Below are 21,605 nucleotides of genomic sequence, written 5' to 3' on the forward strand. Positions count from 1 at the left end.
TCTATGCATTTGGTCCGTTACCAGTCACCGGATGGCCGGCCCCTCGTCGGTGTGCGCACCGACGACACCGTGGCGCCGGTCGAAGGCGTCGGCAGTTTTGCGGAGCTGCTGCGGCTCCCGCTGGACGAGCTGAAGACAGCGGTCGCCAAGCTCGGGGAGCCGGTCCCGATCGACGGCTTGAAGTTCCTGCCGCCGCTCGACGGGCGGGGTGAGGTCTGGTGCGCGGGCGTGACCTATGAGAGGTCGCGGGGTGCCCGGATGGAGGAGAGCACCGAGCAGTCCGTGTACGACAAGGTCTACACGGCCGATCGGCCCGAGCTCTTCCAGAAGGCCCCGGCCTGGCGCGTGGTGGTCGACGGTGAGCCGGTGGGCATCCGGGTCGACTCGGGTCACGACGTACCCGAGCCCGAGCTCGCGGTCGTTGCCAACAGCCACGGCGAGATCGCCGGCTTCACGGTGTGCAACGACATGAGCTCGCGCTCGATCGAGGGCGTGAACCCGCTGTACGTCCCGCAGGCCAAGCTGTTCGCCGGCGGCTGCTCGCTGGCGGCCGGCATCCGGCCCGCGTGGGAGGTCGCGAACCCGAAGGACCTCAGCATCGACCTGGTGATCGAGCGCGCCGGCGACGAGGTGTTCGCGGGTACGACGTCCACCGCGAAGCTGGTGCGGGAGTTGCAGGACCTGATCGACGTACTGTTCGGGCCGAACGACTTCCCGGACGGCGTCATCCTGGCGACCGGCACCGGGATCGTGCCCGAGCTGGACTTCGCGCTGGCCGACGGCGACGTCATCACGATCACGATCGCCGAGGTCGGCACGCTGACGAATACGGTGGCCGTCGGCCGGGAACCGTTCGCGTTCCTGGCGACCGAGAACCTGGAGGAGAAGCGATGATCCCGGACACCACCCCCGCCGAGCTCGAGCAGGCGCTCGCCGACGCCAAGGCTGCCGCACCGGCGCTGGGCGCCGCGGAGCCGGCCGTACGGGCCGGGTGGATCCGCACGGTGGCGGACGCGCTCGACGCGGCGGCGGACGAACTCGTGCCGATCGCGATGCGGGAGTCGTCGCTGCCGGAGGCTCGGCTGAGCGGCGAGGTCGCGCGAAGCACCGGCCAGCTGCGGATGTTCGCCGACGTGCTGGAAGAGGGCTCCCTGCTCGAGGTCGTCATCGACACGGCGGACGCCCAGGCGAAGCCCGTACCGCGGCCGGATCTGCGCCGCGTCCTGGTTCCGCTCGGGCCTGTGCTGGTGTTTGCCGCTAGCAACTTCCCGTTCGCCTTCAGTGTCTGCGGTGGGGACACCGCGTCCGCACTGGCCGCCGGCTGTCCGGTGATCGTCAAGGCGCACCCCGGTCATCCTGAGCTGTCCGCCCGGACCGCCGAGGTGATGATCGCGGCGCTGGCTTCGGCCGGTGCACCGGCTGGATCGTTCGGCCTGATCCAGGGCTTCGACGTCGGCGTGACCGCGCTGAAGGACCCGCGGATCACGGCGGCCGGCTTCACCGGCTCGGTCCCGGCCGGCAAGGCGCTGCACGAGATCGCGGTGACGCGGCCGGAGCCGATCCCGTTCTACGGCGAGCTCGGCAGCCTGAACCCGGTCTTCGTCACCCAGGCCGCGATCGATGCCCGGGGCAAGGACATCGCGACCGGGTACGTCGGCTCGTTCACGCTCGGCGTCGGCCAGTTCTGCACCAAGCCCGGTCTGCTCTTCCTGCCCGACGGCCACGGTCTGCAGGACCAGTTGGCCGAAGCGGTCGGTGGAGTCGCCGAAGCGCCGATGCTGAACGACCGCATCAAGGACGGATTCGGCTCAGGTCTCGACCGGTTGCAGAAGGTCGACGGTATCCGGGTCTGGGCATCCGGCAGCGCGACGTTGCTACAGACAACAGTCTCCGAGCTCCTAGCGCGTCGTGACGAGATTCTCGAGGAGTGCTTCGGGCCGGTCTCGATCGTTGTCGAATACAACGGTGTAGAGGAGCTCCGGGCCGCAGTGGAGGCGTTCGAGGGCAACCTGACCGCGACGCTGCACGCCGAGTCGTCAGACACCGAGCTGGCCGCGGAGCTGCTGCCGTTGCTAACGGCAAGGGCCGGGCGGGTGCTGTGGAACGGCTGGCCGACCGGCGTCGCTGTGTCCTGGGCCCAGCAGCACGGCGGTCCGTTCCCGTCGACCGTCGGCTCGATCCACACCAGCGTCGGCGTGACCGCGGCCCGCCGGTTCCAGCGACCGGTTGCCTACCAGGACACGCCGGATGCGGTGCTGCCCGACGTACTGAAGGATGCGAACCCGAGCGGTATCAGCCGCCGGGTGAACGGGACCGTGACTACAGGTGAGGTGTCTCGATGACCGATCTGCCACCGACCAGCGACCCGCGCGATGCCGCCATTCCGCCGGACAGCGGTGATCCGACGCAGGAGAAGACCGGGACGGCCGGCGTACCCGACCGGCCGGACGCACCGATCGGGCGGCGGAGTTTCGACCACTGGTTCGGTGAGAAGGACCGGAACGGATTCATCCACCGGTCGTGGATGCGCGCGCAGGGCTTCTCCGACGAGGTGTTCGACGGCCGTCCCGTGATCGGCATCTGCAACACCTGGTCCGAGCTGACTCCGTGCAACGCGCACCTGCGCCGGCTGGCCGACTCGGTGAAACGCGGCGTCTGGCAGGCCGGCGGCTTCCCGCTCGAGTTCCCGGTGATGTCGCTCGGCGAGACCATGCTCCGGCCGACCGCGATGCTGTTCCGCAACCTGCTCAGCATGGACGTCGAGGAGTCGCTGCGCGGCAACCCGATCGACGGGGCCATCCTGCTGACCGGCTGCGACAAGACCACGCCGGGCTCGATCATGGGCGCGGCAAGCGTCGACCTGCCCACCCTGGTGGTGACCGGCGGTCCCATGTTGAACGGTAAATTCCGTGGCTGCGACATCGGCTCGGGTACGGCGGTGTGGCGGTTCACGCAGGACCGCAACGCCGGCCGGATGACCGAGGCCGACTACGCGGCGGCCGAGTCCGGCATGTCCCGCAGCAACGGGCACTGCATGACCATGGGTACGGCGTCCACGATGGCCTGCATGGCCGAGGCGCTCGGACTGCAGCTGACCGGGTCCGCGGCGATCCCAGCGGTCGACTCGCGGCGGTACTCGATCGCGCAGCAGGCCGGTCAGCGGATCGTGAAGATGGTCGAGGAGGACCTCAAGCCGAGCGACATCCTGACCCGCGACGCCTTCGCGAACGCGGTCCGGGCGAACGCGGCGATCGGCGGTTCGACCAACGCGGTCATCCACCTGCTCGCGATCGCCGGCCGGGTCGGCGTCGACCTGACGCTGGACGACATGGACGAGTGGGCGCGCGGCGTGCCGTGGCTCGTCGACCTGCAGCCGTCCGGCAAGTACCTGATGGAGGACTTCTACTACGCCGGCGGCCTGCCCGCGGTGATGAAGGAGATCCTGCCGCTGATCAAGGCCGATGCCATCACCGTGACCGGCAAGACCATGGGCGAGAACGTCGCCAACGCGGAGCGGACCGACTGGAGTGGTCAGGAGGGTCAGCCCGCGACGGCCGTGATCCGGCCCGTCGGCGATCCGCTGGGCAGTGGCGCCGGAACCGCCGTACTGAAGGGGAATCTGGCACCGGATGGTGCCGTGATCAAGCAGTCGGCGGCGTCCGAGCGGTTGTTGCAGCATCGCGGTAAGGCGCTCGTGTTCAGCAGCATCGAGGAGTATGACAAGGCCGTCGAAGACCCGGACCTCGACGTTGACGAGGACACCGTGCTGGTGCTTCAGAACTCCGGCCCGCGGGGCTACCCGGGGATGCCTGAGGTCGGCAACATGACGATCCCGCGCAAGCTCGCCGAGATCGGTGTCGACGACATGGTGCGGATCTCGGACGCGCGGATGAGCGGTACGGCGTACGGGACCGTCGTACTGCACGTCACTCCGGAGGCTGCTGTCGGTGGTCCGTTGGCGCTTGTGCGGACCGGAGACTGGATCGAGCTGGACGTGCCGGCGCGGCGGTTGCATCTGGACGTGTCTGACGAGGAACTGGAGAAGCGACGGGCTGACTGGCAGCCGCCGACGCCGCCGACTGATCGCGGATGGGCACGGTTGTACGTCGACCACGTCACACAGGCCAACCAGGGCTGCGACCTGGACTTCCTCATCGGCCGCACCGGTTCGGCCGTAGCCAGGCAGAGTCACTGATGTCATCCGCACAACAGCCCTCGAGCGAAGCGAGGGGTTCGTCTTGGGGGCCTTTTGAGGCTGTTCGAGGGCTCCGGCCTGGCGGTGTGATCCCGCAGGTCACGCCGATCCGCCGGTTGCTCTCGGATGTCCCGACCTCAGCAGATCCGTACGCCGAAGCACAGGCAGCGCTCGAACCCCTGCGACCCCGCATCGCACCTGATGCGCGGATCGCCGTGACCGCGGGCAGCCGTGGCATCCACGACCTCGTCCCCGTGGTGAAGGCGGCTGTCGACTGGCTGAAGTCGGTGGGCGCCGCGCCGTTCGTGATCCCCGCGATGGGATCGCACGGCGGCGCAACCGCTGACGGGCAGAAGGAGATGCTCGCCGGCCTCGGCATCACGCCGGGATCCGTCGGCTGCCCGATCGAGGCGACCATGGAGACGGTGGTCGTCGGCACACTGTCCGACGGCACAGGCATCCACCACGATGCGATCGCCGCCAAGGCGGACGGCGTACTCCTGGTGAACCGGGTCAAGCCGCACACCGACTTCCGCGGCCCGATCGAGAGCGGGATCGCCAAGATCCTCGCGATCGGCCTCGGTAACCACGTCGGTGCGGCCTCGCTGCACGCCGGCGGCATCCCATCACTCGGCGGGAACATCGAGGCGGCCGCCCGCATGGTGGTTGCGCAGGGCAAGGTCCTTGGTGGGCTGGCGATCCTGGAGAACGCGCGGGAGAAGACCGCCGCCGTCGAGTTGCTCGAACCGGACGGTATCGCTGGTGTGGCGGAGCAGGCGTTGCTGCAGCGGGCGGGCGGTTTGCTCGGCCGGTTGCCGTTCGACGAGCTGGACGTGCTGGTGATCGATGAACTGGGCAAGGACAAGTCCGGAGCTGGCATGGACACGAACGTGATCGGCCGGTGCTGGGTGCACGGGATCCCCGAGTTCGAGTCGCCGTCGATCGCGACGATCAGCGTGCACTCGCTCACCCCGGCGTCGCACGGGAACGCGTCCGGCCTCGGCCTGGCGGACGTCATCCCGGCGCGTCTGCTGGAGCAGGTGGACTTCCGGGTCAGTTACGTCAACGCCCTGACGTCCGGCGCTGGGGGAGCCCGCCGCTCCCGGTTGCCGATGGTGATGGAAGACGACGAGGCCACCGTGCTCGCCGCCGCGACGATGTGCGGCCGGCGTGACTGGTCCGAACTCCGGCTGGCCCGGATCAAGGACACCTTGTCCCCGAACGAGTTGATGGTGACGCCGGCACTGCTGACCGAGGTGAGTGACCGCTTCGACCTGGAGATCACCGGGCCGGCGCGGGACCTGACAGCGGCCGGCCGGCTCGGACCCTGGAGTGACGCATGAACCTTCGCGAGGCACACGCACTGCTGGCCGATCGTGGTTTCCGCCCGGGCGGCGCATCTACGCGCACATTCCCGGACGGGGCGCCGTACAAGGTGGAAATCCCTTCCTGTGAAGGGCCGCGGGTGATGACCGCGGTGCTGGAGGAAGCCAAGACCCGGGGTGTCCGGATCGACCGGGTGTCGCAGGGCAGCGGCGTGATGATGCTGACCGACGGCGAGATCGAGGAGATGCTCTCGCTCGGCACGTCGGCCGGAGTCGAGGTCTGCCTGTTCCTCGGTCCGCGCGGTGCGTGGGACATCGGTGGTCAGGCCAAGGTCTCCGCCGCTGTCGGCGGTGTTGCGCGGGGCAACGAGATGGTTGCCGCGTCGCTCTGTGATGCGTTCCGGGCCGTCGAGCTCGGCGTACGGAGCCTGCTGGTCGGGGACATCGGCGTGCTGGAGATCCTCGGTGAGCTGAAGGTCGACGGTTCGTTGCCGTCGGACCTCGTGCTGAAGACATCGGTGCTGATGCCGTTGCCCAATGCCCCGACTGCTCGGTTGTACGAGCGGCTGGGAGCGACGAGTCTGAACGTGTCGACCGACCTGCCGGTGCCGGTGCTGGCCGAGATCCGGTCGGTGACGTCGGTGCCGATCGACATGTACATCGAGGTTCCTGACGACCAGGGTGGGCATGTGCGGTTCTACGACGTACCGGAGATCGTTCGGGTCGCGGCGCCGGTCTATCTGAAGATGGGACTGCGGAACGCGCCGAACATCTACCCGGTGGGTGCGCATCTCACCGGAACGGCGGAGGCGCTCGGGCGGGAACGGGTACGGCGGGCGGAGTTGATTCTGCGGCTGCTGGCCGAACAGGATGAGGCATGACGCCTGCTGATCCACTCGTCGCGCGGTTGCGTTCGTCGCTGGGGGACAACGCGGTTGTCGACGATCCCGACGTACTGGACAGTCATCGCAACGACCACGCGACCTTCTGTACGGCCGGCGTACCGCGGCTGCTGGTACGGCCGTCGTCGACCGCTGAGGTCTCGGAGGTTCTCAAGGCTGCTGGGTCTTTGGGTGTTCCTGTGGTGACGCAGGGCGCCCGGACCGGATTGTCGGGTGCGGCGAACGCGTTGGATGGCTGTCTGCTGCTGTCGACCGCGCGGATGAACGAGATCCTCGAGGTCTCGGTCGAGGACCAGGTCGCGGTGGTCCAACCGGGTGTGGTGAACGCCGATCTGTCCCGGGCCGTGCTCGAGAAGGACCTGTTCTACCCGCCGGATCCGTCGTCGTGGGAAATGTCCACGGTGGGTGGCAACATCGCGACCAACGCCGGTGGACTGTGTTGTGTGAAGTACGGCGTGACGTCGGACTTCGTGCGTGGACTGGAGGTGGTGCTGGCGTCGGGCGAGGTCGTCCGTACCGGCCGACGGTCGGCGAAGGGCGTCGCCGGGTACGACCTGACGCGGTTGATCGTCGGATCCGAGGGCACGTTGGGCGTAGTGACCGAGGCGACGCTCGCACTGCGGCCTGCCCCCGAAGCGTCGCTGACCGCGGCGGCTACCTTCCTGTCCATCGAGGAGGGGATCGCGGCCGCGGCCGCTGTCATGGCCTCCGGCCTCCGACCCTCCCTGCTCGAGTTCCTGGATCGTCCGACTCTGCGTGCCATCCAGGACTATCGCGACATGGGACTCCCCGCTGACGTCGGATCGATGCTGATCGCGCAGTCCGACCGCGGCCAGCGCGCCGCGGAGGATGTTGCGCGCATCGCGGCGATCTGCACCGAGCATGGTGCCATCGATGTCGCCGAGGCATCGGACGCCGAGGAGTCCCGGATGCTTCTCGAAGCACGTCGCCTGGTCAATGCAGCGCTCGAACCCCTCGGTGTCACTCTTATCGACGACGTCGCCGTACCGCGCTCGAAGCTGGTCGCGTTGCTCCGCGGCATCGCAGAGATCGGCACGAAGTACGACGTACTGATCTGCTGCCCCGGCCACGTCGGCGACGGCAACATGCACCCCACCGTCGTCTTCGACCGCGACGACCCCGACGCCGAAGCCCGCGCACTGCAGGCCTTCGGAGCGGTGATGGAGCTGGGTCTGTCACTCGGCGGCACCATCACCGGCGAACACGGCATCGGCAAACTCAAACGCCACTGGCTCGCGCAGGAACTGGGCCCGGTGGGCTTACGTCTGCAACGCGAGGTCAAGGCGGTCTTCGACCCCGACAACCTTCTGAACCCGGACAAACTCTTTCTCTGAGTCCCCCTGCCCGGAGTCGAACCAGGAACCCGGCCTTCGGAGAGCCAGGCGAGAAATCCGTCACCAGGGGGATTCGGGTACGCCGCCGCCGGGACGGCGTACCCGCAGCGTTTACTCCTCGACCGAGACGACGCGGACCCAGTCGGAGCAGTCGGCTTCACACCAGACGTGATCGCCGCGGTGCGCGATCCGGTCACGCTGCACATGCCCACAGGCAAGCTGCACCCGGCGCAGCGCGTGACCCTGCTTCACTGGAGCACCGGTCCTACCGCCGGGCACTCGCTTTCTGTTCCTGAGGTCGGCCATGGCCGGTCCTCCTCTCTTCTCACATTGTTAGTTGCCCAAGGCATCCTTGTGCGTACAGGAGACAGGATTCGAACCTGCTCAGCCCGAAGGCAGCGGGTTTACAGCCCACCCCGCCTCTCCCACGGCGGCGCTCCTGCTCAACGCCTGGGGAGCCAGCGTCCAACCTTCTCCGAGTACTCCAGGTACTCGTCCCCGAACCTCTCCTCGAGCCGCTGCTCCTCGCGCAGCACCTCCCGGTGCACCAGCGCGCCGACGAACGGCAGGCTCACCAACACCCACCCGGAGCCGGCGATCACCCCGATCCCGAGCTGCAGCAGCCCCCACCCGACGTACATCGGGTTGCGAGTCCGCGCGTATGGCCCGCCGGTCACCAGCCGTCCCGGGCTGGCGAGCTCGGTGGTCCCCGCCGTCTTCAGCGAGCCCGCGATGACGGCGACACCTGCCGCGACGATCGGCCACCCGGCAACTCGCCGTACGTCCTCGGGGAGCGGCAACGGCCACGCTTGTTCCAGGGCGGCAGCGGCTGCGATCCCGGCCAGACTCGCCTCCGGCACCGGCACGTTCCGGAGGATGGCGATCAGTGCGGCGTTCGTGTGAATTCCTCGATCGCCTGTGTGAAGGCGGCCGGCTGCTCGATGTGCGGGACGTGTCCGGATGCATCGATCACGTGCAACGGCCAGCCGAACCGATCGCTCGCCGCCGTGGCGAGCCCCACCGGTACGAATCGGTCGTGGGCACCCCAGAGCAGTGTTGTGGGAACTTCGCTGTGGTCGCGGACCTGTTTGGTGCCTGCGGCTACCAGTTGGCGCATCGTCCGCTTGACGTGCGGCACCTGTGCACGGCTCCGCGTGTAGCCGATGAACGCCTCGAGCCAGTCCGGGTCTCGCCGCCGTACCTGGTCGAGGTCCTGGAACGCCCAGCGCGCGAACCGCTCCATGTTCTCCTCGGACGGTCGCACCGCGAACCTGATCGCTACAACCCGGAGCCCGATCGGCATCCGGTACGCCCCCACGCCCGGCGCGCCGTAGAGCACCAACCGCTGCAACAGTTCGCCGTGGTGTGCCGCGAATCGCTCGGCAAAGGTCCCCAGCAGAGAATGCGCGATCAGCGTCGGTGCCTGCTCACAGGTCAACCGAAGCAGGCCCGTCAACCACTCGCCGAAGGTCGCCGGATCGAACCGGTCAACCGGATCCGATTCGCCCAGCCCTGGTACGTCGGGAACGACGAGCCGATGCTTCTCCGCGAGCCGGGAGATCACCGGCGCCCAGTAGACACCTCCGCACTCGATTCCCCCGTGGAGCAAGACCAGTGGCGGGCCTTCACCGGCTGTCAGCACGGTCGTACGAACGCCCCCGATCTCGACCCGTCGCTCGTCAACAGCAAGCCCTCGCAGCAACCGCGCCCTGTCGTCCATCGCCACATCACCCCGCCGCCGACGCTAGACGGTGGGAACCGTCGTCCGCTTCCGAAGAACCACGCAATCCGCGGCAGCCCGGACCTGCGCAGAACCATGTACCCCGTACCGGGCTCGAACCGGTGATCTTCCGGATGAGAACCGGACGTCCTGACCACCAGACCAACGGGGCTGGCAGGGGCGGCCGGTCCATCCCGACCGCCCCAGCGGTGAGAGCGAGATTCGAACTCGCGAGCCGAGCACACCCGACCGACGGTTTAGCAAACCGCTGCCCCTCCCAACAGGCAACCTCACCCCTCGCACCCGCCGCCCGCCGTCTCCCCTGACGACGGCGGGCGGCGTACTGCTAGCCCTTCACGCAGATGACCTGCTTAAGGTGGGCTACGACCTCGACCAGGTCGGACTGAGCCGCGATGACCGACTCGATGTCCTTGTACGCGGCGGGGATCTCGTCGATCACCCCGGCGTCCTTGCGGGACTCGACGCCCGTGGTCTGCGCGACCAGGTCCTCGACCGTGTACCGGCGCTTCGCCTCGTTGCGGCTCATCCGCCGGCCTGCCCCGTGCGAGGCCGAGTAGAACGACCGCTCCGACCCGAGACCACGGACGACGTACGACCCGGTGCCCATCGACCCCGGGATCAGCCCGAGGTCTCCGCGCCCGGCCCGGATCGCGCCCTTGCGGGTGACGAGCAGGTCGAGCCCGTCGATGCTCTCCTCGGCCACGTAGTTGTGGTGGCAAGAGATCGGCTGCTCGAACCGCACCTCCTGCTCGAACGACTCCCGCACCGCCTGCATCACCAGCGCCAGCATCACCGCACGGTTGCCGGACGCGTACTGCTGCGCCCACGTGAGGTCCCGCCGGTACGCCTCCATCTCCGGCGTACCCGACAGGAACACCGCGAGATCACGGTCGGGCAGGTCCGCGTTGTGCGGGAGGTCCCGCGCGATCCGCATGTGCCGCTCGGCGAGTTCCTTGCCGATGTTGCGGCTGCCCGAGTGCAGCATCAGCCACACGCGGTCCTCGTCGTCGAGGCACACCTCGATGAAGTGGTTGCCGCCACCCAGCGAACCCATCTGCTTCTTCGCCTTCGACTCCCGGTCCTGCACCCCGTCGTGCAGGCTGCTGAACGACCCCCACAGCCGCTCCCATCCCCGCGGGTCCAGCCCGAGCCGACGGATGCTCACCGGGTCCTCGTGCGCCCGGAACCCCACCGGTACGGCGGCCTCGATCCGCGAACGGATCGCCGACAGGTCATCCGGCAGGTCCGCGGCCGTCAGCGAGGTCAGGACGCCTTCCATTCCGCACCCGATGTCGACCCCGACCGCAGCCGGCGACACCGCCTGGTACATCGCGATCACCGACCCGACGGTCGCACCCTTGCCGAGGTGCACATCCGGCATCACCCGGACGCCGTACACCCACGGCAGCGCCGCGATGTTCCGCAGCTGCTGCAGCGCCTGCGCATCCACCTCGTGCTCCTGCGCCCACATGAGCGTGGAGCTCTTGGCCCCGCTCAGCTCCACCGGAAACTCCACGTTCATCTCCTCACCCTCCTCGTTCGTGTGCATGCGGTGGAAGTGGGACTCGAACCCACACATCCGGTGAAGGATCGACCGTTTTCGAGACGGCTGCCGGTAGGCCAACGCTCGGCTTATTCCACCTGAGAGCTGCCAGGGCAGGGCTCGAACCTGCGGGACCTCGGGTCAGAACCGAGGGTGGGTCACCGTCGCCCACCTGGCATCACGCTCTGCCGCGACACCGGGATTGGTGTTTGCGTCAGAGCGCCAACTCGGCACGAGAAGGGATCCACGGCTGCCACAACAGCGGCATACCGGCCTCTTCGGGCGTGCGTGAGCCCTTCTTCTCGTTGCAGGACGAGTGTGCGGCGACAGCGTTCAGCCACTCGCCACGTCCACCGCGCGACCGCGGAACCACATGGTCCATCGTCGTGGCACCGGGCTTACCGCAGTACGCGCAGGTGAACTTGTCGCGCTTCAGTACGCCGGCCCGCGTGTACTGCAGCCGGCCGGACGCGTACCGCCACTTCGTCACGACGTACCGGACGAGACGCAGTACCCGGGGGAGGGGGAATGGCCCGATGCTCGCGCCGTCATGCGCTTCCTCGACGACGGCGACCTCCCGGACGAGCATCCGGATGGCGTGCTGGACCGACACGACATGCAGTTGCTCGTACGAGGCGTTGAGCACGATCACACCGCTCATGTGGTTCCTCCTCCCATCCAGTGTGCCCGACAGCTCGCAGTCAGGTCGGGTGATCTCGGTGTCGGTCGTGTGGTGCGGCTCCAGGGACTCGAACCCTGAACCTCCTGGTCCTAAGCCAGGCGCCTCTCCCAATTGGGCCAGAGCCGCAGGTACTGCGCTTTGTCACGTACGGCGACCGGCGGGCCCGGCTGATCGCCGTACCTGAGGGTGTCCGGCGGGGCTCGAACCCGCTTCCTCCGGGTCCACATCCCGGCGCCTCGCCCGCTTCAGCCTCGGACACAGCACGCCCGGCAGGACTTGAACCTGCACGCTCCTGCTTCGTAGGCAGGTGCTCTCTCCGGTTGAGCCACGGGCGCTGAGCGCCCTGCGCCGGATGTGGTGCGGATTTCCGTCGCTGGGCACGTTCGTGGCGCCCGCTCGGCCGGTAGCAGAGCATCCTGCGGGCGCCTGGTCCAGCTGGAGGGACTCGAACCCCCGTCGTCCTCATCCCAAATGAGGTGGCCTAGCCACTGGCCCACAGCTGGTGACGTCCCCGGGGCGTTGCAGGCCCCAGGGACGGTTGCCCAAGCTCGCCCGGCTCGTGCGGCCGGCGATCTCGAGCGTCTTCCCCGGCGCACGAGCGGCGCCGCAGGGAAGGTCTCCCGGGCCGTCGGTGACCTGGGAGAAAATGCGATGAATGTCCAGTTGTCAATTGTTCGAGTCGGTATCCGTGAATACCGGAAAAAGCATCGGTGGAAGGAGTCGAACCCTCGTGACGCGGGTTTGGAATCCGGTCCGCAACCATTGCGCACCGACGTGGTGAAATGCGGGCAAAAGAAAAGAGCCGCCTGCTGCCGGTGGCCCGGCTCAGACGGTTCCTGGGATGATCTCCCGCTGGAGATCACACAGGTGGGCCGCCCGGACTCGGGCTCAGTTCGGTCCCGCTGAGCTGGTGATAGAACGCATCGATGTGCACTGATCGCAGGCACGCCGACAAAGCCATGGCATCCAACCGCCAGGCTTTCCTCGGGTTCCACTCTCGGTACACGATCACTCCTAGGTCTGTAGTTCCTTGCGGGGATTAGTCTGACCCATCCCTTACAACTACGTCAACGCATTTGCCCTTTCAATTGTTCCCACACCATTTCCCGCCCCTTCCGACGTACCCAACCCCCAACAGGTTCCGCCCCCCTCCACCACCCACCCGCCGTACCCCCCACCGCAACCAACCCGCCACTCCTCACCCGACCGCACCTAGCCCGCCACCCCCACCGCAACCGACCGCAACCGCTACCGACCCCCACCGCCCACTCCGCCCGGCCGCCCCGACCGCCTCTCGACCACCCCTGATCCCTATCCGATTCGGAATCACCCCCACCCTCCCGCTACACTCTTGCCTCGGCGTCCGCGCCACCCGCCGCCTTAGCTCAGTCGGCAGAGCGTCTCACTCGTAATGAGAAGGTCGTCGGTTCGATTCCGACAGGCGGCTCCACCCAAACCCCCAGGTCAGAGGCCACTCTCTGCCTCTGGGGGTTTCTTCATTTCGCCGTCCATGGTGCGGGTCGTGGTGCGAGACGGCCGTAAGCTCCCCATCGTGGCTAAGGTGAAGGCGAAGCCGAAGCGACCGCGGGGGCAGATCGAAACGTTGCCGTCCGGCTCGCTACGGGTGAGCGTCTACGCCGGTCTGGATCCGATCTCGAAGGACCGGGTGTATCTGCGAGAGACGGTGCCGGCCGGGCCGAAGGCGGAAGATCAGGCAGAGGCGGTGCTCGCGCGCTTCCAGCTGGAGGTCTATGAACGGCGCCATCCCCGGACGGACGCGACTGTCGACCAGCTTCTCGAGCGTCACTTCAAGGACGCGAAACTCGGGTTCAAGACTGCGAAGAACTACCGCAGCCAGGCCGACAAGCACGTCATCCCAACCATCGGTCGGGTAAAGGTGCGTGCAGTCGATGCCGACGTGATGGACTCGTTCTACAGCGAGTTGCGGCGCTGCCGCGACCACTGTGACCGGCAGCCCCGGATCGATCACCGAACCAATCGGGCGCATGAATGCGATGAGCGCTGCAAGGCCCACGCCTGCGAGGCCCTCAGCGAATCGAGCATCCTCTACATTCACCAGATCCTCAGCGGGGCATTCCGGCGAGCTGTCCGCCTGAAGTGGGTCACCATCAACCCGATCGACTTCGCCGAGCCGCCGTCACCGCCAAAGCCGAGGCCACGCCCACCATCCGTCGAGGACGCAGCAGCAATCGTCAATGAAGCCTGGAAGGACCCAGACTGGGGCGCACTGATCTGGCTAACCATGGTGGCCGGCAACCGCCGCGGCGAGCTCTGCGGTATCCGCTGGCGCCACGTCGACCTCAACAGAGGGGTTATCCACGTTCAGCGGGCGATCGGGCAGTACGGCAAAGAGACGTGGGAGAAGGACACCAAGAACGAGGACGACCGAAGAATCGTCCTCGATCCCGAGAGCGTCGCGGTTCTCTCTGAGCATCGGGACCGCTGTGAACAGCGCGCACACGGTCTCGGGGCCAAGCTTGCGCGTGACGCGTTCATGTTCTCCCGGGACCCGCTAGGAGAGACGCACCTCAAGCCTGACTCTGTCACCCAGCGGTACAGCAGGCTGGTCGCCCGACTCGGTATCGAAACCTCAATCCACAAGCTTCGTACGTACAACGCGACCGAACTCCTCTCTGCGGGCGTAGACATCCGCACGGTCGCGGGACGTCACGGCCACGGCGGCGGCGGGGCTACGACGGGCCGTCACTATTCCGCCTGGGTTTCTGAGGCTGACCAGCGAGCTGCAGGTACCGTGACGCCAAGGATGCCCGCTCGACCCCGTCGTGCGGACCTTCCCCCGATGGCGGAGTTCGATCCGAAACACCCCTTCGAGAAGCTGGCCGCCGAGCTGCGCGATGGCATCTATGCGGGCACGCTAGCCGTGGGGTTACCGATCCCCTCTGTAAAGGAGATCGGCCGGCAGAACGGAGTATCGCCTTCAACAGCGCAGCGGGCTGTGCAGCTACTGAGTGACTGGGGCCTGGTGCGTGTCGAGCCTGGGCGGCCGACCCTTGTAGCTCCTCAGCCGGCGAAGAACTCGGTTTCGAATGCCGAAGGTTCGTCGACGGAAGCTCAGGTTGCATCGACCGAGATAGGAGCCGAAACGATCGAGCTGGAGGTGCGCAGGCTTGGAGTCACAGTAGCTAGCCTTCAGACCCAGGCCGATCCGCGCGACGCGGCATCGCTGCATCGGCTGCTGCTTGGCGCTGTAAAACGTCACGGCTCCGAGCCCCACGAGATCGACGACTTCGAGCTGATCGTCCGGCAACCTGGCGACGACGCGATTCTTGCTACCTACGTGGCGCTCTCGCCGTGATCCAGCCCCATCACATTGCGACGGGGCACGCCACGGACTATGACAATCAAGTGATTGTTCAGAGTTGTTTGAACCTGCGGACGTGTTCCCCTAGCTGATCCATCGCGGAACGGCCGGTCGAGCGCTACGGTCAGTTAACGTCCGAATGGGGGGAGGGCGTCGTGGAGGAAATAGCGACAGCCGCGAGGAAGACCCTCGGCGCGCTCGACAGTGTGGCGAACGCGCTCAAGGTCGGTGACTCCTCCACTGCGACGGCGGCCGTTGTCCTCGCCGCCGTGACTATCGCTCTGGTGACTTGGCGGCTGCTTGCACGGCGCAGCCACAACGACCGGTGGGCTGGCATCCTCACTGTGGCCATCGCCCTTGTGGCGCTCGCTGTGCCTGCCGCTCTGGCGCTGTGGTGGGTCGGCGCGGTGCCGTGGGCGTTCTGGTGGTCGGTAGCGGTGGCGCTGACAGCGGCCGCCCTGGCGTCGACCGAATGGCTGCGCGCTTCGCTCCGCTGGTTCGCGGTGTTAGCTGCGGTTGCGCTCGTGGCGCTGCTCCTACGCCTGGGCTGGGCGAGCGTCGATGACGCGCGCTGCGCCGAAGTGCACAAGCTCGTCGGTGACGTCGCGGAATTGAACACCACGAAGGCGAAGGCGCTCGACGAAGCGAGATCCGCCGCCACGAAGACGCGCGAGGTGTTCTCCAGGTCGGTGCAATCCGGGACTGCGGTTCCAGGCCTCGTTGCGCCCGGGAATCGCCTCTTGGGCGCGCTCAATTCTGGAGTCGGCGCCGATCTCGACGAGGCGATCATGGCGCTAGACGCGGCATACCACCCGAACGCCGCGTCGCGCGCGGACACAGCCCTCGTGACCGCCGCCGACAACGCAGTCGCCGCTGTGCGCGCGGTCGCTGCGCTTCAAGGTGTCGAGTCGCCAGATACTGTGGCGAACCTCGAGACGAGGGTCTGCCGCTCGCAGGGGTCTTTGATGACGGACGCGGAGCTCACAGCTGCCCGGAGCGCGACCGCAACATATCGCAACAGGGTGCAACCCACGGATAACAACGACGCTGCCGCCGAGGAGGCAGCCATGTCGGCGACGGAGGCGGCCGCGCGTGCTGCCCGGGGTGAATCAGACCCTGACCCGAACTGGGTAAGCCTGGTTGACCAAGGGGCGACCGTCGCCGGGGCAGCGGCGCTGGGGTGGCTGCCTGGCTCCCCGGAACCTGACAAGTGGTTCTGGGTGGCCCTTGCAGTGCTGCTGCTTGGAGGCTGGTGGTGGCTCGAGCGACGGAGTGCATCGATGGTCGCTGGACCGGTCAGCGTGACCTTCCACGGCGTCGATCCTCAGGAGGCGGACAAAGCGAATCAGCCGGCGAGTCAGACCCAACAGGCAGTGTTCGTGACCGCCCTGACAAAGAACCTCCGTGAGCCAGGCTCGACCCCAGGGTCGCAGACCTCGTCCCCACTCACTGACCTCGAGGGCATCATGACCGCCGCCGGTCCAACCAAGATCCTGGCTGCAGCGATCGCCGCGCTCAAGAAGGTGTTGAGCGCGCCACGCGGGAGCACAGTCAATGCGCAAGTCATCCCTCCGCTGCCTGGTGACAAGCGATGGCGAGTCTTCGTCGTGGTCGCGGATGCCGCGACCGGCAAGACGTTGGCAGCCAAGGAACTGCCCCCCCGACGAGTCAGCGGCCGACGCCTGCCGCGTGGCCGGCTACTGGGCCGCCGCCACCGTGCTCTCGAACAGCCCACGGATGCCTCTGTGGGCGCGGTGGTCACCCGCCACGGCACACGCCTTCGCGGCGTACGACACCGCAACCAAGCCCAGCGTCTCTGCCCTGAGCGCCGCGCTGCGCGAGGCGCCGGCGACCAACCTCGTGCTCCACCAGCTCGCCGACCGACTCTCGCTCGCCGGAAAGTATGTCGACGCAGCGGAGCTTTACGCGCGTGCAGTGGTCGTCGACCCAACGGATGAGACCTCGGTCTACCGACTGGCGGCGACCCTGGCCACACTTGCGCGAGACAGCGCGCTCTGGAGTGAGCTGGCGCACAGCCGCCGGAGTGCGGCCGCCGCACTGCTGATGCGAGCTGGGGAGCGGGCGCATGCCAATCTCAGCCGCGATGACGCCCTCGATCCGAATGCCCCGGCGGCACAGCAGCTCGCGGCGCTCAGAGCACTGGCGCGCAAGCTGATCGAGCGCCTGCATGACACGCTTCGGGCGCGCAACGTCTTGATCCGGTACTTCCGCCGAGACCAGCGAGACACCATCGGATCTCTGCACACCGTGTTTACCAAGTACGGGCGGCCGGCGCAGTCGCGCGCCATGGTGCACGCCGCAGCACTCTCCATGCAGCCGCACAGCAAAGGCCTTAAGAAGATCAAGAAGCTCGCGAAGGATCCGAGAAGTGGTTGGCAGGTCTGCTATAACCTCGCCTGCTACTACACCCAGCAGGAAGACGACGCCCAAGCTGCAATCAAATGGCTCGAAACTGCACTCACCCGGCCAGGCGTGGAGGAACTCGCGGGCGCCTGGCTGGCGATGGACCCCGACCTCGAGCTTCTCCATCCGCTAACGCGCTTCGAGCTGCTGCGCAACTCATTCGCTACCAGACCCGAGGAGTCGTGACATGGCTGACCAGGAGCGAGTTCGCAACCTCATGGCGAAGCTGATGCCTCTGATCCGCGCCGCGTTTGCAGACCGCTTCGCAGCCACCAGCTTGAAGTCGGGCGCGAAGGCGCCCCCCAAGCTGCGTTCCTTACTGCGGGTGGAGCTCCGGGAGAGTGCTCTGAGCGTTCGGCTTCCTGACCCGGAGTGGCCAGACCCAGACGACGCCCTTGTCAAACCGAAAGGAACTCCGGTGACCGCACTCCGGCTGTGCCGGGAAATGACACTCAAGGTCCTGGATCGGCAGCAACAACAAATCATGGACGACGTCGAGCAGTTCGGCGAGAGTACGGCCGAGGTGTACCGCAAGGTAGTTCTCGACGCGCTCCTCGACGCGGCTACGCGGCATGCCCCGGGGCGACCCGACGCCCAGGAGTTGAGCACACGTGCCACGAACCTGGGCGTGCCTTGCCGGGTCGTGGCTGGGAGCAAGCTCGGACTGACCGCAAAGGACATCGGTCCCAGCTGCGTGGACGGCGAAGTCGAGGTTGAGGCCGACTGGCCCGACGAACGTGCCCTCGTGCTATCACTTAGAGCGAATGGTCCCTGGGTGGAGGAGCTCGACCCCGAGTTCGTCGTTGAATGGGAACACGCCGCGGCTGCCGGCTCAGTGAGGCTGCTAGCGTCTCGAAGGCTTTACCTGAACAAGCCGGAGAAGTGCTACCTGTACATGCCTTGATCTTGCGTGCCCACATTGCAGCCAACGCTGCGTATGGAACCGCTGCACCGATCGGGCGCTCCAACCTCGACAAGCGTTGACGCTCGACGTGACCGACCGCGATGGATCTGTCTGCGGCTTGACTCCCCGAGCGGAACGCTGCCCGCGTGTATCAGGGTTTGCAGGCTCTGACTCCACGGGTCCATGCGCCTGTAACCGCTCGCACGTGCGCAGACGCTGAGGGGGCGCGGTGTGACAAACACAGATTGGGTAACCGGCAACCTGGCTGCCGTGGCGAAGAATCGTCCACAAGGGCGTCCCCAGAATGTGGTGCAGGCCCACTCGCCCCCGGCGAGCAGCGGGCCGCTTGGGAGCCCGGGCTGCACCTGATAGTCGAGGCCATGACAGTTGTTCGCAACGCGTGCATTCTGTAGGAGTGGGGGTTGGACCAAAACGGGCTCGCACGACGCCACTGGTAGTCGTCGAGTTGGCGGTCGGCTGCGCTGTCCTCATCCTGGTGGCCCTGTGGATTGTCGTGGGCTCTGGATATGAGCCGTGGGCAGCTGCAGCGACGGTCGTCGGGACCTCAGTGATCGAGATTGTCCGACGGCGACACACTGCCGCAACACCGAGCACAGGCGTCATGGTGCGATCGCGACGACTTGCAGATGAGGCTGCGATCACCCAGTGGCTGCCGGGATGGGGCGACGTCGGTGAGGAGGCCGATCTCCTCCAATTCGTTGCACCCGTCTTCCGCGATCCAGTCCTGATTGATCGGCCACGAGCCCTCAAGGCACTGGGCGAGGCAGAACATGCGGCTGAATCCGACGATGCGGAGCAAGCACCGGTGGATCGTGCGATCAGCGTCTTGAGGCCCCTAGTGAATGTCGTTCCATCGGGAGTCACGTACCTCGAGGCGTTGCGGGACTTGCCTCCCGGCGTTGCCGCTGATGCACTACGCACGGGCTATCACCGAGCTGCCAACTCGGCGGATGATTTCCTGGCATGGCAATATCTGCTATTTCTTGAGGAACTGGGCGAGGCCACGGTACTCAAGCCCTTGTTGAAGGAGCGCTTGGTGAGCCTCGGCAAGTGGCGCGATATCGATCGTCGGTTCGTGAAGGCTGGCGAGGCGACCTACGAAATGGCAAGACGCGTGCTGCTTGATGACTTCGAGTTCTGGTGGCATGACGAAGTCCTGCCAGCCATCGGCAAGCGACCTCCGGGTATCAATCCTCCACCTCCTCCCAAGCGCAGGTCGATCCGTGGCATCTGGAGTTTGCTCGTGCGTAGACTCCGGGAGCGTCGTCTGCAGGACGGGCGCGACCAGTCGTGACCTGATGCCGGCTGATGATGATCAGACGGTGAATCTGCGGATGCGGCCGGGACACATCAGGCGCTTGATGCTCGGTTTAGGAAACCGAGGTACCCCGTCGACATGGGCCTCTCCATGCGTAACGAGACAGCACCAGTTCGGAAGGATTGGACTCCGGTTGACTCGAATCGCCACCTGTTCGTTCCCGTTCCGTTCCCAGCTGAACTGGTGAGCCGGATGCCGTGAGAAGGTGCACGCGCCGGCCGAGGCTGGCCTGGGCGGCGCTGCCTCTGATGAAGGCCCTGGCTGAGCGGTACGGCGTAGCCCTCAACATCGCTCGCTGGCCGCCCGTGTTGGTATCGGCGGGACTTGTGACAGCATCCCGCGGGATACGCGTCTTGCTTGCCCGCGACGTCGCTAAGAACGAACTAGCCAGTTGCAGCACGGTCCGGCGCCGAAGCTCAACTGCACGGGAGGCGAGGTACGTGTTGACGCCGCGCGCACGTTGCCCGCGATCAAAGCGTCCATGTCACTCTGGCTCCACGCACGCATCTTGCCTGCTCAGTGATTGGTCGTCATGGCGCAAGATCGGGCTTGGCTAGCCCAAGTTGCCTACTCACCCGGATCATGCACGGGTCTGCGTTAGTGAGGTCGCTGTCCGCAGCTGAAGTCACTTGACCCTCTCTGCCGCGGAAACGTCGGTCTGCTCGGTGGTTGGGGTCAGTTCTGCTAGACGGTATGGAGTGACTGCTCGGGTTTGCTGGGTGGTTGCGGGCCGGGGCCTCGCTCACACAGATTCGTGGGTTACCGAGCAGGGGCTGCCTGCTCGGCCTATCCGACATGTGTGGGAGGCCCCGGTGTTTTCCGAGCGTACGAGTGTTGGGCTCGATGTGCACGCCAGGTCTGTTGCGGCGGCGGCGATTGACGGTGTGACGGGTGAGTTGGTGCAGTCGAGGCTGACCCCGTCTTTTGACCAGATCACTGGCTGGTTGCGTGGTCTGCCTGGTCCGGTAGCGGTGGCCTATGAGGCTGGACCGACCGGGTTCGGCCTGTTCCGGCATCTGGCCGCCGTGTGACTGCGTCGCGAGGCACTGCCGCGGCTGGGGTCGCGTGCGACCCGGCTGGCCTTCGATTCCGGCTACGAGTCCGTACTCGCGACGAAGGCCCGGCGTGACCGGCTCGACGAACAGATCGAGCAGCTGGCCGCCGACTCAGAATTCACGCCGGTCGTGCGGCGGCTGGGGTGTCTGCGCGGGATCAGCACCCTGACCGGATTCGCGCTGGCGGTCGAGATCGGCGACTGGCACCGGTTCACCGGCGCCACCATCGGCGCGTTCGCCGGCCTGGTGCCCTCGGAGTACTCCTCTGGGCAATCACGGACACAGGGCCCGATCACCAAGACCGGCAACGGCCACGCACGGCGCCTGTTGGTCGAGGCCGCCTGGCACCACCGTGCCCGCTACCGGATCGGCAAAACCATGCGGGACCGCTGGGACCTCGCGCCAGCCGCGGCCAGGATCCGCGGCGACGAGGGCAACCACAGACTGCACCAGCGCTGGATCCGGTTCATCGAACGCCGCAAACGCCACACCGTGGCCAACGTCGCGATCGCCCGTGAACTGGCCGGCTGGTGCTGGTCCCTGGCCGTCATCGACGACTGACACCCCGAACCGGCTTCGTCGACCACACAGGTGGCAGCAGCGCGTGGAGCGACCCGCGAAACCTCTATGAGCAGACCCAAACAGTCCACGCTCGTTCCTAGACACGCGGACCCGCTCCAGCCGAACCACCGTCCTGCGGTAACCAACCCGCGCATATCAGTCTGACCGCGCGTCGCCAACGACACGCTCACCACCCAACACGGCCGACGAAACCACGAAGCGCCCACCCCTGGAAA

At 66.8% G+C, this 21,605-nt stretch carries 17 protein-coding genes and 10 tRNA genes; 13 read left to right on the forward strand and 14 right to left on the reverse strand.

Going from position 1 to position 21,605, the window contains the following annotated elements:
• Window positions 1-3 precede the first annotated feature (3 nt).
• The 6 genes from E0H75_RS06975 (at window position 4) to E0H75_RS07000 (ending at window position 7,777) form a co-directional block, all read left to right on the forward strand.
• Complete coding sequence (locus tag E0H75_RS06975) at window positions 4-894, forward strand: fumarylacetoacetate hydrolase family protein (protein WP_131512334.1); 891 nt, start codon at window positions 4-6, stop codon at window positions 892-894.
• Window positions 891-2,342, forward strand: coding sequence for an aldehyde dehydrogenase (NADP(+)) (locus E0H75_RS06980; RefSeq protein WP_131512336.1), 1,452 nt, complete (start codon window positions 891-893; stop codon window positions 2,340-2,342). The genes E0H75_RS06975 and E0H75_RS06980 overlap by 4 nt, the downstream gene beginning before the upstream one ends.
• Window positions 2,339-4,195, forward strand: a complete 1,857-nt coding sequence (locus tag E0H75_RS06985; protein WP_131512338.1) for an IlvD/Edd family dehydratase — start codon at window positions 2,339-2,341, stop codon at window positions 4,193-4,195. Before E0H75_RS06980 ends, E0H75_RS06985 begins: the two co-directional genes overlap by 4 nt.
• A gap of 86 nt (window positions 4,196-4,281) precedes the next feature.
• Window positions 4,282-5,538 (forward strand): nickel pincer cofactor-dependent isomerase, group 22, encoded by a 1,257-nt coding sequence (locus tag E0H75_RS06990; RefSeq protein WP_238162874.1) that lies wholly within the window; start codon window positions 4,282-4,284, stop codon window positions 5,536-5,538.
• Window positions 5,535-6,401 (forward strand): U32 family peptidase, encoded by an 867-nt coding sequence (locus tag E0H75_RS06995; protein WP_131512342.1) that lies wholly within the window; start codon window positions 5,535-5,537, stop codon window positions 6,399-6,401. Before E0H75_RS06990 ends, E0H75_RS06995 begins: the two co-directional genes overlap by 4 nt.
• Entirely contained in the window at window positions 6,398-7,777 is a 1,380-nt protein-coding gene (locus E0H75_RS07000; protein WP_131512344.1) for an FAD-binding oxidoreductase, read from the forward strand. Before E0H75_RS06995 ends, E0H75_RS07000 begins: the two co-directional genes overlap by 4 nt.
• A 111-nt stretch (window positions 7,778-7,888) precedes the next feature.
• On the opposite strand, the gene E0H75_RS07005 is transcribed toward E0H75_RS07000, so the two are convergent.
• The 14 genes from E0H75_RS07005 to E0H75_RS07055 form a co-directional block, all read right to left on the reverse strand.
• Window positions 7,889-8,029: a hypothetical protein gene (locus E0H75_RS07005; RefSeq protein WP_238162875.1), complete on the reverse strand. Its 141-nt coding sequence runs from the start codon at window positions 8,027-8,029 to the stop codon at window positions 7,889-7,891.
• A gap of 107 nt (window positions 8,030-8,136) precedes the next feature.
• Window positions 8,137-8,220, reverse strand: a tRNA-Tyr gene (locus E0H75_RS42945).
• On the reverse strand, window positions 8,221-8,643 hold the full coding sequence (locus tag E0H75_RS07010) for a methyltransferase family protein (RefSeq protein ID WP_202872845.1): 423 nt from the start codon (window positions 8,641-8,643) through the stop codon (window positions 8,221-8,223).
• Between the two features lie 17 nt (window positions 8,644-8,660).
• Window positions 8,661-9,497: an alpha/beta fold hydrolase gene (locus E0H75_RS07015; RefSeq protein WP_131512346.1), complete on the reverse strand. Its 837-nt coding sequence runs from the start codon at window positions 9,495-9,497 to the stop codon at window positions 8,661-8,663.
• Between the two features lie 99 nt (window positions 9,498-9,596).
• A tRNA-Glu gene (locus E0H75_RS07020) sits at window positions 9,597-9,669 on the reverse strand.
• A gap of 35 nt (window positions 9,670-9,704) precedes the next feature.
• Window positions 9,705-9,792, reverse strand: a tRNA-Ser gene (locus E0H75_RS07025).
• 51 nt (window positions 9,793-9,843) lie between these two features.
• The gene (locus E0H75_RS07030) at window positions 9,844-11,040 is read right to left on the reverse strand and encodes an RtcB family protein (RefSeq protein WP_131512348.1); all 1,197 of its coding nucleotides are present in this window, start codon (window positions 11,038-11,040) and stop codon (window positions 9,844-9,846) included.
• A 28-nt stretch (window positions 11,041-11,068) separates the two neighbouring features.
• Window positions 11,069-11,160: transfer RNA gene (locus E0H75_RS42950), tRNA-Ser, on the reverse strand.
• A gap of 6 nt (window positions 11,161-11,166) precedes the next feature.
• A tRNA-Gln gene (locus E0H75_RS42955) sits at window positions 11,167-11,239 on the reverse strand.
• Between the two features lie 36 nt (window positions 11,240-11,275).
• A complete protein-coding gene (locus tag E0H75_RS07035) occupies window positions 11,276-11,722 on the reverse strand; it encodes an HNH endonuclease (RefSeq protein WP_131512350.1) in 447 nt (148 codons plus the stop codon).
• Between the two features lie 70 nt (window positions 11,723-11,792).
• Window positions 11,793-11,869: transfer RNA gene (locus tag E0H75_RS07040), tRNA-Leu, on the reverse strand.
• A 59-nt stretch (window positions 11,870-11,928) separates the two neighbouring features.
• A tRNA-His gene (locus E0H75_RS07045) sits at window positions 11,929-12,002 on the reverse strand.
• 2 nt (window positions 12,003-12,004) lie between these two features.
• Window positions 12,005-12,078, reverse strand: a tRNA-Arg gene (locus E0H75_RS07050).
• Between the two features lie 92 nt (window positions 12,079-12,170).
• A tRNA-Pro gene (locus tag E0H75_RS07055) sits at window positions 12,171-12,246 on the reverse strand.
• Between the two features lie 871 nt (window positions 12,247-13,117).
• Between E0H75_RS07055 and E0H75_RS07060 the strand changes: the two genes are divergently transcribed.
• The 7 genes from E0H75_RS07060 (at window position 13,118) to E0H75_RS43520 (ending at window position 21,369) form a co-directional block, all read left to right on the forward strand.
• Window positions 13,118-13,193: transfer RNA gene (locus tag E0H75_RS07060), tRNA-Thr, on the forward strand.
• 102 nt (window positions 13,194-13,295) lie between these two features.
• Window positions 13,296-15,080 carry a tyrosine-type recombinase/integrase gene (locus tag E0H75_RS07065; protein WP_202872846.1) on the forward strand — a complete coding sequence of 595 codons (1,785 nt, stop codon included), beginning with the start codon at window positions 13,296-13,298 and terminating at the stop codon, window positions 15,078-15,080.
• A 161-nt stretch (window positions 15,081-15,241) separates the two neighbouring features.
• Complete coding sequence (locus E0H75_RS07070; protein WP_131512354.1) at window positions 15,242-17,044, forward strand: hypothetical protein; 1,803 nt, start codon at window positions 15,242-15,244, stop codon at window positions 17,042-17,044.
• Complete coding sequence (locus tag E0H75_RS07075) at window positions 17,022-17,696, forward strand: hypothetical protein (RefSeq protein ID WP_131512356.1); 675 nt, start codon at window positions 17,022-17,024, stop codon at window positions 17,694-17,696. The genes E0H75_RS07070 and E0H75_RS07075 overlap by 23 nt, the downstream gene beginning before the upstream one ends.
• Window position 17,697: 1 nt before the next feature.
• Complete coding sequence (locus tag E0H75_RS07080) at window positions 17,698-18,414, forward strand: hypothetical protein (RefSeq protein WP_131512358.1); 717 nt, start codon at window positions 17,698-17,700, stop codon at window positions 18,412-18,414.
• A 622-nt stretch (window positions 18,415-19,036) separates the two neighbouring features.
• Window positions 19,037-19,729, forward strand: coding sequence for a hypothetical protein (locus E0H75_RS07085; RefSeq protein ID WP_131512360.1), 693 nt, complete (start codon window positions 19,037-19,039; stop codon window positions 19,727-19,729).
• A gap of 1,208 nt (window positions 19,730-20,937) precedes the next feature.
• Entirely contained in the window at window positions 20,938-21,369 is a 432-nt protein-coding gene (locus tag E0H75_RS43520; protein WP_202872847.1) for a transposase, read from the forward strand.
• Window positions 21,370-21,605: the final 236 nt, after the last annotated feature.

Source organism: Kribbella capetownensis (assembly GCF_004331485.1).
GTDB lineage: Bacteria > Actinomycetota > Actinomycetes > Propionibacteriales > Kribbellaceae > Kribbella > Kribbella capetownensis.

What these genes read in the sequence shown, in the direction of transcription:
- E0H75_RS06975 (WP_131512334.1), top strand. Translation starts at nt 4, where the DNA reads ATGCATTTGGTCCGTTACCAGTCACCGGATGGCCGGCCCCTCGTCGGT.
- E0H75_RS06980 (WP_131512336.1), top strand. Translation starts at nt 891, where the DNA reads ATGATCCCGGACACCACCCCCGCCGAGCTCGAGCAGGCGCTCGCCGAC.
- E0H75_RS06985 (WP_131512338.1), top strand. Translation starts at nt 2,339, where the DNA reads ATGACCGATCTGCCACCGACCAGCGACCCGCGCGATGCCGCCATTCCG.
- E0H75_RS06995 (WP_131512342.1), top strand. Translation starts at nt 5,535, where the DNA reads ATGAACCTTCGCGAGGCACACGCACTGCTGGCCGATCGTGGTTTCCGC.
- E0H75_RS07000 (WP_131512344.1), top strand. Translation starts at nt 6,398, where the DNA reads ATGACGCCTGCTGATCCACTCGTCGCGCGGTTGCGTTCGTCGCTGGGG.
- E0H75_RS07015 (WP_131512346.1), bottom strand. Translation starts at nt 9,497, where the DNA reads ATGGACGACAGGGCGCGGTTGCTGCGAGGGCTTGCTGTTGACGAGCGA.
- E0H75_RS07030 (WP_131512348.1), bottom strand. Translation starts at nt 11,040, where the DNA reads ATGAACGTGGAGTTTCCGGTGGAGCTGAGCGGGGCCAAGAGCTCCACG.
- E0H75_RS07035 (WP_131512350.1), bottom strand. Translation starts at nt 11,722, where the DNA reads ATGAGCGGTGTGATCGTGCTCAACGCCTCGTACGAGCAACTGCATGTC.
- E0H75_RS07080 (WP_131512358.1), top strand. Translation starts at nt 17,698, where the DNA reads ATGGCTGACCAGGAGCGAGTTCGCAACCTCATGGCGAAGCTGATGCCT.
- E0H75_RS07085 (WP_131512360.1), top strand. Translation starts at nt 19,037, where the DNA reads ATGGTGCGATCGCGACGACTTGCAGATGAGGCTGCGATCACCCAGTGG.